1 protein-coding gene is annotated in these 14,141 nt (G+C 37.2%); it reads right to left on the bottom strand.

The window, feature by feature from the left end:
• Nucleotides 1-118 precede the first annotated feature (118 nt).
• On the bottom strand, nucleotides 119-14,141 hold a 14,023-nt coding region (locus AC1DTM_RS10905; protein ID WP_477000223.1), incomplete at its 5' end, for a beta strand repeat-containing protein.

The raw sequence follows: 14,141 nt of genomic DNA, 5'->3' as shown, positions 1-14,141 counted from the left end.
ACATTTCATGATATTCAAGTGCAATGTAGACAACAAACGAAAAAAGCGTAGCCTATGGCATGAAAAAGAGATTGTAGTTTGGTTTAAATCAAACTACAATCTCTTTTATTTATTTGAATTAATTCCACCAAATCCAAGGCCCGAAATATTTTCGTATGTTCCGAGGAGTAATTCGTATAAAGCGTTCACCGTCAAAGAAGCAACTTAAGTTTGGTAAAACACGCTCTATATTTGGTGGGAGGAAAGAGACGATGTTTTTGTTACTTACAATTGTTATTGTTATAGGTGGYTCGGCAGGAGATGTTTGAAGTTGTAAGGAAATATTAGCGGTGTTTATAAATTTATTGTTTACTGGCTGATCCATTACTTGTACTGTGAATGACACAATAATTACTTCATTTGGTTCAAAGTTAGTTGCAACTAGGAATCCGAAATTTGGATCAGCTAAAGGAAGTGATATGCCGTCAACTATAACGGATCTGCCAATAAATCGTAAACCTGCAGGAATGGTGTCTTGTAAAGAAATGTTTGTAATTGAAAATTCCGAGGTATTCGTAATATGCACCGTATAATCAAAATATTGGTTTAAATAAGCTGAGCTAACGGAAGCGTTTTTAAGCACAGTTGCAGTTATAAATTGAACTGGTATGCGAACAATGTTCGAATTAACGATGAAAGTAATAATCGGATCCTGTGGCGTCAGTTGGAAAGCAGCTGTAACTGTTGCAGCATTGATAATTGTACTGTTTGAAGGGATAGAAGTTACGAGAACTTTAAATGTTATAGTTGCTACTCCATCTGCAGGTAAAGCTCCGATATTAATACCAGTGTCTGGACGGATATTTGGGATTTGGGTACCGTTAATGGTTACACTATTTTCTATAAATGTTGTACCAGCTGGAATCATATCTAAAACGGAAGTATTTACTGTAGGAATTGGGGAATGATTAAATATCTCTAATGTGAATGTAATAATATCTCCTATAACGAAAATAGATTTGTCAGCGTTTTTCTCAATGCGCACCATTGGATCGATGAGTGCTGTTGTAACGGTATTTGTTTGCTTTGTAATTGTAATAGGTGGTTCATTCGGATCAATGGTAACAGTATAGGAAACAGAAGCATCGTTATTGATTGCAGATTGAAGAGTCGAAGAAGATATTGTTATTTGGAACGTAATGATAACAGATTCATTAGGAGCAAGATTTCCTAATGTAATACCATTTTCGGGATTTGCATTAGGCTGATTGATTCCATTAATTGTAACACTGTTAGTAACGAAGGTTGTATCTACTGGTACGGTGTCTATGGCAAGAAGATCTTCAATCGTCACATTACCGCTATTAGAAATTGTAATTGTATACGTTAAAGTTTGACTAGGTAATGCATTCGTGGCATTAACAGATTTTATGGCAACAACATTATCATTTTGGACAGTTGTTGTGGCAGTATTTGTTGTAGTCATATTTGTAACAGGTAAGTTATTTGGGTTGACTATATATTTAAAAGTAGTAATTGCTTGGTTGTTGAGTTCATTTGGTGTTGGAATAGAAGTCACAGTTACTTGGAATGAAGCGATAGCACTTTCGCCTACAATTATAGTACCAATTGGTATGCCGCTTATTGGATTAACTCCCGGAAGAGTTTCTCCGTTTACAATGACGCTATTTTCTATAAACGTAGTACCTTGAGGAATAATATCTTGAATGATTACATCATTTGCTGAAACATTACCAGTTTGATTTAGTGTAATCGTATACGTTAACGTATCACCGACCGTTGCAAATGCAAGGTCAACAGCTTTGTTACTAGTCAAATTTGCGTGATTAATTTCTGTTACGGCAGCTGCTGAAATAATAGTTTCGGTAATAGGCGGTCGATTCGGTAACGTGTATTCATATTCAATTGTACTCGTGTTAGAGATTGGATTTATTTGCGGAATCGAAGTAACCCGTACTTGGAATAGAATAGTTGCTGTCGTATTAGGCGGAATGTTATCAATTTGTATACCGCTAAGTGGGTTGTCATTTGGACGAGCGTTGCCATTCATAATAACACTATTCTCTATAAAGCTCGTATTTGCTGGAATGATATCTGTAACAATAATGTTTTCCACTTGTATATTTCCGTTATTTATGATGGAAATTGTATAAGGGATGATAGTTTGTAGGTCAGCGTATTGGATTGGCGTTGTTTTTGTCGCAATTACATTAGCAGAAATAACTTCAGTGAAGGTAATATTACTAGTCGATATTTTTTCTTCACCATTTATTGTATAACGAGAAGTTGATTGATTTTGAATGTGACCGCTAGCTGGAAGAGCTACCACGGTAACAGAAAATGTGACTGGGATAGAAATGTCAGGAGCAATCGTTCCTACAAGTATACCGGCACTTGGATTGGCGTTAAGCTGAGGAATATTATTTACTAAAACGCTACCGTCTATAAAGGTTGTTCCATCAGGAATATTGTCTGTAAATACAACAGCAGTAGCATCCGTATTCCCTGTATTTGTTAAAGTTGTTGTATAAGTTAAAATGTCACCAATTGTTACAGAAGTCAAATCAACAGTTTTAAGTGAAACGATATCAGCATCATTAATTTGAACGAAAGTAGTATTGGAAGTAGTAGATTTTTGAATTGGTGCAAAGTCAGGGTTGAAAATAAAGTCGTAGACGATGTTTGCAGTATTAGGTGTTGGATTTACAGCTGGCAAATTCGTAACGGAAACTTGGAATGTTATTGTTGTCGATTGACTTGACGCGATATTAGGAATGGAAAAGCCGATATTCGGATCTGCTGCAGGAAGTACCGTATTGTTAACTATTACGCTTCCTGGAATAAATACTGTTCCATCCGCTATAGTATCTGTAAAAAAGATGGAGTTAGTTGTAGTGGATCCGTTATTTTGAATGAATACTGTATATTCAATGGTTTCATCAATATTAGCTAATACTTTATTAGCGGATTTTGTAGCGATAAGAATAGCATCAATAAATTGTATATTTGTACTATTGGAAGAGGTCGTTTCTGAAATAGGTGGTAAGCTTGGGTCTGGTTTATATTCATAGTGAATGACGGCGATATTATTAATGTTATTTTGAGAAGGTATAGAGACTACATTTACTTGGAACGTAACAATAATCGTATTATTTGGAAGGATTATATCAAGGGCGATTCCGGTAATTGGATTTTCGTCAGGTCTTGGTATGCCATCCACAAGGATGCTATTTGGAACGAATGTGGTCCCAGCTGCAATTGCGTCAATTAGGAGAGTATTTGTAATAGGTACTGTACCAGAGTTTGTAACTGCGACTGTATATGTGATGATTTGACCGATGCGTGTAATGGATCTATTGGCGGATTTAATTGCACTAACATTTGCCGTCCGCACTWCAGTGTTTACTGCATTTGATAACGATCTACGCTGAATAATTGGAGAACTAGGGTCAATTTGGTATTCATACGAAGTGTCTGAAATATTAATGACTGTATTGCCCGAAGGTATACTTGTAAGTTGTACTTGGAATGAAATAGTGACTGTTTCATTTGGTTGTATCGTGCCGAGAGTTACTCCGTTTTCAGGATTCGTGCCAGGCTGAATCACATTATTTATTGATAAGCTATCTTCAATGAATATAGTACCTTCTGGAATGTTATCAATGAACACAGTATTGTTAGCTGGAACGGTTCCTATATTTTGTAGTGTATTTGTATAGGTAATATTTTGCCCGATTGATATGAAAGTTACATCAGCACTTTTAACAGAAATAATATTTGCGTTTTGAAGCGATGTTGTAACAACGTTAGAATTTGCAGAGCGATTCACTGGTGGGGCTGTAGGGATACTTACATATTGGTAATTTGCAGATGATTGATTTACAATTTCGGTTTCAGTAGGTGGATTATTTGTATGCACTTGAAATAGTATCGTTTTGGAACTGTTTGATGGAATCGTTTCAATCGGTATTCCGTTTTCTGGATTTACACCTGGCTGAAGGACACCGTTAATTGTGACACTATCGGGAACGAATGTAGTCCCAGCTGGAATAGAATCTGTGAAAATAATATTTATTGCGTCAACATTGCCGATATTTTTCACTTCAGAAATATAAAGTATAGTTCCACCAATATCTACAGTTATTGGATTGGATGTTTTTGTAATTGTCAATTGTGCTTGCACGAAATTTGTAATGACGATATTACTTGTAGATGTTTCAGTAATAGGCGGTTGCCCTGGGTCTGGTTGAATTGTATATGTTGTATTGGATTGATTTGTAATCGATTCTTGCGAGAATGGATCGTTAATAAGAATTTGGAACGAAATAAGGTGAGTAGCGTTTGCTGCTAGGTTAGGCAAAGTAACACCTACATTTGGATTGGCACCAGGTATAGCTGTTCCGTTAAGTGTAAAACTATTTTCTACGAATGTAGTACCATCTGGAGTAGAATCTAAAAATGAGAGATTAGTTGCTGAGATATTTCCGTTATTTTCTAATGTGATCGTGTAGGTCAAAATATCGCCCGTTGTTGCTTGTTGTACATTGACTGCTTTTAAAGAAAGGATAGTCGCATCTGAAATTTGTGTGAAAGCTGGATTAGACATAATTGTTCGAGAGATGATTGGAGTAGTTGGATCGGCGATAAAAGTATAGTCAATACGGGCTGTATTAGAAATTGGATTTACACTTGGAATGAATTGAACGATAACTTGGAATGTGACGGTGACGATTTCTGATGGCGCAATGGCGTTTAATGGTATTCCTACGTTTGGATCGGCGCCTGGAACGGAAACGGTATTAATGGTCACGCTATTAGGAATAAGTGCAGTTCCTTCTGGGACCAAATCTGTTAAAATAACTGTATTTGTAGTTGTATTTCCGTTATTTCGAACGACTACTGTGTAAGTGATTGTACCGTTTGTAGATTGTACGAGAGAATCTGTATTTTTAGTTGCGGATAACGATGCATCAACGACAGCTGTATTCACCGTATTAGATGAGGATGTTGCTGTAACTGGAGGTTGACTCGGATCTACAATATACGTGTAACTTGTAATGGCTTGATTTATAATCGCCCCTTGCGGTGGAATAGAACTAGCAAGAAATTGGAACGTAATAGTAGCAGAATCACCTGGTGCGATAATACCAACTGGAATACCGAGAGTTGGACTTGCATCTGGAAGCGGAATTCCATTTAACGTAACACTATTTGGAACGAATACTGCACCTACAGGAACTCCGTTAATGAGTAATACAGAATTTGCAGGGAAGTTTCCGGTATTCGTTAATGTTGCTGTATACGTAATTACATCTCCGATAGATACAATTGTTCGATTTGCTTCTAAAACAGTTGTAACAGTAGCGTTATTAATTTGTGTTGAAGCGCTATTAGAACTTATTGTGCCTGTAACAGGAGGAGCAGTCGGATCAACAATGAATGCGTATTGAATAGATGCAACGTTTGTAATTGGGTTTGAAGGTGGAGTAGATGTAACTATGACTTGGAAAGTAACAGTTAATGAACTGTCTGCGTTAACGGTTCCAATATTAACTCCGTTATTTGGATTTGCCCCTGGAATGGTACTTCCATTTACAGAAAAACTATTTTCAACAAAAGTCGTTCCAGCTGGAATAATGTCTGAGAAATTTAAATTCGTAGCGTTTGTATTGCCGCTATTTTGAATCAAAACTGTATAAGTGATCGTGTCTCCGATATTTGCAAAGGCTGTATTAGCAGTTTTTACAGCTGAAAGTATTGCTGAATTAATAGAAGTAACGAAGACGTTCGTTTCCACATTACCAGGTTGAGCCTGTAATGAATTGCCTACGTTATATTGGAAGTTAACAAATCCTAAGTTTTGGAGTTCAGGTGTGAAAGTTGTTGGATTGCTTACAATTTGAACTTGGAATACGATTGTTACGATTTGATTTGGAGTTATTGTATTTATGCCAACACCGTCAATAATAGAAGCGGATGGTAATGGAGTACCATCAACAATAACTGATCCTGCAACAAATTGTGTCCATGTCGGTAAAGGGTCTGAGAAAATAACGTTGTTAGCAGGAATATTTCCTGTGTTGGTTATAGTAGTTGTATACGTAATCGTATCACCAATAGTGGCAAAAGTTTTATCTGCTATTTTAATAGTAGTTAAAATAGCACTTTCAATTTTTGTTGTAACGTTGTTAGAAGTAATGTTTTTTGAAACTGGAGGATTTGCTGGATTAACGATATGTTGAAAGCTAACGCTAGCCTGATTGGTAATTGGATTTATAGGCGGAATTTCATTTGCATTAATATGAAATGCTACGATGACAGATTGGTTTGGCGCGATATCACCAATTGGAACGCCTGTAATTATGTTTGCATTTGGGATGCTAGTTCCGTTAAGTGTAAAACTATTCGGTTCAAAGGAAGTTCCGTCTGGAATAAGGTCGGTAAAAATAACATTAGTTGCACTAACATTTCCGCTATTTGTAATTGTAACGGTGTAGACAATATCCTGCCCGATATCTACCGTAGATACATTTGTGCTTTTTTGCGCTGTAAGAATAGCGGTATTAATTTGTGTTGTCGTTGTATTAGATTGATTGGAGGTTATAGTAGGTGGCTGGTTAGGATCAACGACATAATGATATGTGCTAGAAGCAGAATTGGTAATTGGATTAAGTGTTGGAAGTGTAGTAACAGTTGCTTGGAATGTGACAATTGCCGCATTACCACCATTAATTGAACCAATATTTACACCGGTAGATAAATCGGCATTTTGGATGGTTTGCCCGTTAACTGTGAAACTATTCGGAACGAAAGTTAAATTGCTATCAAGAATATCAATAATGGTTACATCAGTTGCAGTTGTATTCCCTGTATTAGGAAGGTTAAGTGTAAATGTTATTGTATCACCAATATCCGCAAAAGTAAGATTTGCTGTTTTTGTACTTATAATAGTTGCGTTGTTTATTTGAAGAAGCGTAGTGTTAGAATTAGCTGTACTTGAAACAGGGGGATTATTTGGATCAACAGTAAACTCATAATTTGTGGATGCTGTATTTGGTGCTGGATTAATAGGTGGGATGCTGTTAACCGTAACTTGAAAGACGATACTATATATTTCATTTGGCGGAAGTGCTGCAAGTAATACACCTGTATTCGGATTCGCGTCAGGTTGTAAAATACCATCGACAGTTAATGTGTTAGGAACAAATATGAGTCCACTTGGTAATACATCTGTGAATACAATGTTAGTTGCATCGGTATTGCCTACATTGGTAATAGAAGTAGTGTAGAAAGCAGTTTGCCCGATATCTGCAAAGGATACACTTTCATTTTTCGTCATAGATAATATGGCTTCTCTAATTTGCGTTGAAACAGGATTACTAATTGAAGTTTCTGCATCAGGTGGTGAGACTAATTGATACGATGTCGATGAGAAATTTACAATTGGATTTACGGTTGGTAATGAGGTCACATTTATTTGGAATGAAACGGTTACTGTAGTCCCAGCTGTTATAGGCCCAATATTTACACCGTTCGTTGGATTCGCGCCACTTTGAGGGATGCCATTAATAGAAAATGTGTTTGTAATAAATGTAGTTCCGCTCGGCATTGTATCTGTGAAAATAACATTTTGTGCGGATGAGTTTCCATTGTTTGTTAAAGCAACAGTGTAAGTGAGTGTGTCTCCGATACGGCTAAATGATTTATCGACTTGTTTCGATGAAAGAATGGTAGCTGTATTAATTGTAGTGAACACTGTGTTTGAAATAACAGTCCTTGAAACAATAGGGGCATTTGGGTCAGCGATAAATGTGTAAGAAGCACTAGCGGAATTGGCAATAGGATTTTGAACAGGTGTRGAAGTAGCGGTCACTTGAAATGCTATAGATATTGAGTTGTTAGGAGCAATTGCTCCAATCGTTATACCTGTATTAGGATTAAGACCAATTTGCGTGATGCCATCTATTGTAACGCTATCAGTAATAAACGTTGTACCATCTGGTATAAGATCAGTGAAAGTAATGTTAGTTGCATTTGTATTACCACTATTCGTTAAAACGGTCGTATAGGTAATGGTATCACCAAGTGTTACAATTGTTTGATCGACTGATTTTACCATCGTTATCATAGCGTCAAGTACAGGGTTTGTAACGATATTAGTTGAAGTAGAAGTTGTAACAGGAGTTCCGTTTGGATCAACAGTATAAGAATATAAAATTGTGTCATTACCCATAATCGAATTTGAAGGAGGAACAGAAATAACATTTACTTGAAAAGTAACAGTTACTGTTTCGCCAGGTGCGATATTTGGTATATTTACTCCAAGTGCTGGTTGTGCGCCAGGTTGCTGGATACCATTTATTGTGACCGAATTGGGTATAAATGTAGTGCTAGCCGGAATAGCGCTTGTAAATGTTACATTTGTAGCTGGTGTGTTTCCTGTATTCGTAATAGTAGTTGTATACGTAACTGTATCACCAACAGAAATAATAGATTTATCAACACTTTTTGTTGTAGTTAATATTGCGCTATTTATTGTCGTAGTAACGGTATTAGATGAAGCGGTTTGTGTTATAGCCGGTTGACTTGGATCGACAATATGCTGAAATTGTACAGAACTAAAATTAGAAATTGGATTTATACTTGGAATGTTTGTAGCAAGTACGTTTATCGTAATAGTAGCCGTACTACCGGGATTTATATTTCCAATCTGAATCCCGTTCGCTGGATTGCCTATTTGCTGTGTACCAGAATCATTTGTAAGAGTTCCGGATATAAATGTCGTTCCGTCAGGTAAAGTATCCGTGAAAATTATATTTTGTGAAGTGACATTTCCTGGATTACTTAATGTAATTGTATAAGAAATTGTATCGCCGATCGTTGCAAAAGTTTTATCTACAGATTTAACCAGTGCAATTTCCCCGGAATTTATTTGTGTCGAAACAGAATTGGATGTTGTACTTCGTGAAACAAGTGGTAAATTAGGTCCTGTCATAAATTGATAATTAATAGAAGCACCGTTTACAACCGGTGAGTTTGGCCCACCGGGTCCGATTGTAAAAATTGGATTTGGAATACTAACTACTTGAACGCGGAAGGTGACGTTTATAAAGTCCTCTGCGATAATATCCCCAATTGGTATCCCGTTCGCTGGATTTACCCCAGGTAATAAAACTCCTCCTACTCGAACACTATCTTCTATAAATACTGTATTATTTGGAATCGGATCTGTAAAAATGATATTAGTAGCAGTCGTGTTCCCTATATTGTCTAATAAAACTGTATACGTTAAAAATGAATTTCCAGGTGCTACGTCAGAAAATAGACGATCCACACTTTTTGTTGCTTGAATAATTGCTTCGTTAATTTGAACTAAGACCGGATTACTAGTAGCCGTTTCTGTAATAGGCGGCTCGGTAGGGTCAACGATGATAGAGTATGTTGTGCTTGATTGGTTCAATGTAGGGTTTGAAGATGGTATTGAACCGACAATAGCTTGGAAGCTAATGGTTGTCAATCCTCCAACTGGAATTGGGTCTAAAGGAACCCCGCTATCTGGTCTAAATCCAAGTTGTGGGATGGTGTTAATTTGTACGCTATCAGGAACGAATGAAAGTTCAGGTGGTAATATATCTATAAAAACAGGTGTGTTTGCAGTAGTATTTCCGCTATTAGTGAGAGTAGTTGTATACGTAATTGTATCGCCAATAGCAGCAAATGCACTACTCGCAATTTTTGATGCGATAACAGAAGCGGAATTTACTTGTGTAAAAGTTTTGTTGGATTGAACTGTTCGTGAAACAGGCGGTTCGTTTATATCTACAATAAAACTATATTGAAGCGATGATTGGTTAGGGATTGGATTAGGATTTGGAATCGCTGTAATGTTTACTTGAAAACTAAGTGTAACTATTGAATTGGTAGTAATATTTCCGATGTTAATACCGTTTTGTGGATTTGCATTAGGAATGGTTGTTCCATTTACCATAAAACTATTTGGAATAAACGTTGTACCATTTGGAATTAAATCTGTAAAAATAACATTGTTTGCGGTAGTATTACCGGAATTAGTAACGGTTGAAGTGAAAGTAAGTGTATCTCCGATAGTAGCGAATGTTGAATTGACAGTTTTATTTATAGATAGAGTAGCATCAATAATTGGGGTAACCGTCGTATTCGTAATTGTACTACCAACAGCAGATGATTGGTTTGGATTCACTGTGTACTCATAATTTACAAGTGCATTATTTGTTAATGTTCCACTAGGAGGTATTGCTAAAATTTTTGCTTGAAAACCAATAAATACAGTATTACCTGGGGGAATATCTGCTAAGTGAACACCAAGTGATGGATCTAATCCTGGCTGCGGAACGTTATTGATAGTTACAGAGTTTTGGACAAATGAAGCGCCTGCACCAAGTCCATCTGTTAAAACAGTTGCACTAGCAGGGATATTACCCGTATTTGTAACTGCAATTGTATAGGTGACAATGTCTCCAATTGCAGCCGTCGGTATATTCACTGACTTAGTAGCGACAATAGTAGCATTGTTAATTTGCGTTGTTATTAAGCTACTTAACGCATTGGCGGATGCTGGAGGTAAGCTAGGATTTACGACATACTGGTACGTTGTATTACTTTGGTTCGGAATTGGATTTGGATTAGGGATGGAATTCACTTTTATTTGAAACGAAATTATAGTATTTGCATTCGGATTTATTGGATCAATTGCAATTCCGTTAGCAGGATTTGTATTCGGGAGTATATTCCCGTTTACTGTGACACTATTAGGAATAAACGATGTCCCGTTTGGAATTACATCTGTAAATATCACGTTTGATGCAAGTATGTTCCCATTATTCGTTAAGGTAGTCGTGTACGTAATAATATCATTTACGTTAGCAAACTGTTTATCTGCAGATTTTGTAGCGGCAACCGTAGCATTATTAATTGTTGTCTGTACAGTGTTAGAAGAAGTCATTTGCATTACGGCTGGTTTTGATGGATCGTACGTGTATTGGAATGTAGTACCTGATTGATTAGTAATGGGATTAATGGATGGAATAGCTGGTACATTCACTTGAAAGGAAACAGTACGTGAGGAGTTTGCTCCAATTGTACCGAGGGAGATGCCGTTTGCTGGATTAACATTAGCTACAGGCACATTATCAATTGCTACACTATCTGGAATGAAAAGTGTACCACTTGGAATAACATCCGTAAAAATAACATTAGTAGCCGGAATATTTCCGTTATTTGTTAGTACAGTTGCATACGTAATGCTATCACCGACATCAGCAAAGTTTGTACTTGTTAATTTATTCGCTACGATAGTAGCAGTATTAATTTGTGTAGTTACTATATTGCTAGAGGCGTTTTGAACGACAGCAGGTAAACTTGGATCAGCGATAAAGCTATATTGAAGTGAAGCGCTATTTTGAATTGGATTTGGTGAAGGTATCCCATTTGCACTAATTTGGAAGACAATTGTTGTAATTCCGCCTGCTGGAATTGTACCAACTTGAAGACCGGCACTTGGATCTGCGCCTAGCTGTAAAGCACCACCTATAAAAATACTATTTGGTATGAGAGTAGTTCCAGGAGGCAGTATGTCGGTAACAACAACAGTATTTGCTGTAGTATTGCCAAGATTAGCTAAGGAAATTGTATATGTGATTGGTTGCCCGACATCGGCGATAGTTAAATCGACCTCTTTGACAATAACTACATTTGCTAAATTAATTTGTGTACTTACAGTGTTACTTAAAGATATTTCTATAGTTGGTGGGTCGCCCGGATTTAGAATAAAGCTATACTGTGTACTAGAGGAATTTATTGTTGGGTTTTGTGTTGGTAAAGAGGTGACAGTTACTTGATAAGAGACGGTAAGTGAGCCGTTAGCAGGAATGGAAGGTAACGGAACACCGATATTTGGATCTGCGTTATTTTGGAATACACCATTAATAAGGAAAGTGTTTGGGATAAAGATAGTGCCATCGGGATTTGTATCTACGAAAGTTGGACTATCAGCAGAAACACTTCCTGCATTCGTTAAAATAACGGTATAAGTTAATATATCCCCAACGGTAGCGAACGCTCGATCCACTGTTTTTGCCGAAATGACATTTGCATCATTTACTTGAGTAAATGTAGTGGTTGAAGTTGTGTTTGCACTTACAGGGGAAGCGTTTGGATCAACGATAAAGTTATAGGAAATGGAAGCGCTATTTGAAATAGGGTTAGGATTTGGAATACTAGTTATTAATACTTGGAATGAAGCTGTAATGGTAGTGCCAGCGTTGATACTGCCAATATTGATGCTAGCTGGTGTAACGCCCGGCTGAGTAACACCGTTAATCATAACACTGTTTGGCACAAAGGAAGTACCATTCGCAATGGAATCGGATAGTAATACATTGTTCGCTGCAACGTTTCCGTCGTTTGTAAGAGCAAATGTGTAAGTTAATACATCTCCAACTTCCGCAAACGTTTTATCTACAGATTTAATAGCATGAAGATTTGCTAGTCTAATTGTCGATGTAACAGAATTAGAATTTGTTGTTTTTGAAGTTGGTGGCAGGCTTGGATTTACAGTGTAAATATAAGAGGCGAAAGCGTTATTAATGATAGGGTTTTGTGCAGTAATGTTAATAACTGTTACTTGGAAGGATAAGGTGAAAGTAGCTCCGCCAGGAATTGTGCCGATAGGTAAGGCAACGAGAGAATCTACATTTTGCAAAACGCCATTAAGAGTTACAGAACCTAGAGTCAATATCGTTCCGTTTGGAAGTGGATCTGTTAGTTGAACGTTATTAGCCGCCGTATTTCCGCTGTTTGTAATAAGGATTGTATAACTTATAGTTTCGCCAATTGTGGCAAATTGTTTGTTTGTAGATTTTGTTAATGTTAAATTCGCATTGTTAATTTGAGTGGAAACGAGATTGGAAGAAATGTTTTTTGTAACGGGTGATTGGCTAGGGTTGACGGTGTATTGATAAGAAGCGCTTGATCCGTTAGATACGACATTTGACGCGGGTATTGTGTTAACTACTACTTGAAATGAAATATTTTTGGTTGTGCCAGTTGGGATGGATCCTATGTTCACACCATTAGCGGGATTTGCTCCAACTTGTGTCGTGCCATCTATTGTTAAACTGTTTAAGACAAAAGTAGTGCCAGTGGGAATGATATCCGTAAAAATAACATTGTTAGCAGTCGTATTACCTGTACCTACAAAGGAAACTGTATAGGTCAGTGTATCGCCAATATCAGCAAAGTTTTTATCCACTGCTTTCGCCATAGTTACAGTAGCATTATTGACTTGAGTAGATACGGTATTGGTCGTATCAGATCCATTTACTACTGGTTGGTTTGGGATAGGAACGTATTGGTAAGTTGTCGTACCACTATTTAATATTGGGTTTGTTTGAGGAATAGTCGGGACAGTTACTTGAAATGCAATAGTAGCGGTAGAATTTGCAGCGATGGTTCCAACTGATATGCCGTTTGCGGGATTCACTCCAGTTTGAGTAACGCCGTTAACAGTGACACTCCCTGGAATAAAAGTAGTCCCGCTTGGAATCGGATCCGTATATATAACGTTCGTTGCCGCAATATTTCCTACATTAGCTAGGGAAATACTGTAAGTTAACGTTTCGCCAATATCGGTAAAGAGTTTGTTAACTGATTTTGTTCCATTAATATCTGCGAGGTTAATTTGTGTTCCGGCAGAGTTGCTTGTTGCAATACCGTTAAAAGTCGTTCCCCCAGCAATTGGTGTATATTGAAATGTAATAGTAGCGGTGTTAGAGATAGGGTTTTGGCTTGGAAGAGAAACGACAGTCGCTTGGAAAGTTATTGTACGAGAAGCATTATTATTAATTGTCCCTAAGGATATACCGGCGATAGGATTTGCGTTTGTTTGTGGTACGTTATCTATCGTTACGCTTCCAGGTATAAAGGAAGTGCCGTTAGGGAGAATGTCTATAAAAGTAACGTTATTTGCGGGAAGAAGCCCAGTGTTAGGGACAGTAACTGTATAAGTAAGAACACCCCCAATTGCAGCAACACTTTTATTCACGCTTTTCGTTGCTTGTATATTAGGTGAATTTATATTAATTTGTAAGCCAACTGTATTCAAC

Source organism: Bacillus sp. P4_D3, from assembly GCF_056401855.1.
The sequence above is the reverse complement of the archived record's forward strand: the minus strand, read 5'-3'. Positions and strand labels throughout refer to the sequence as shown.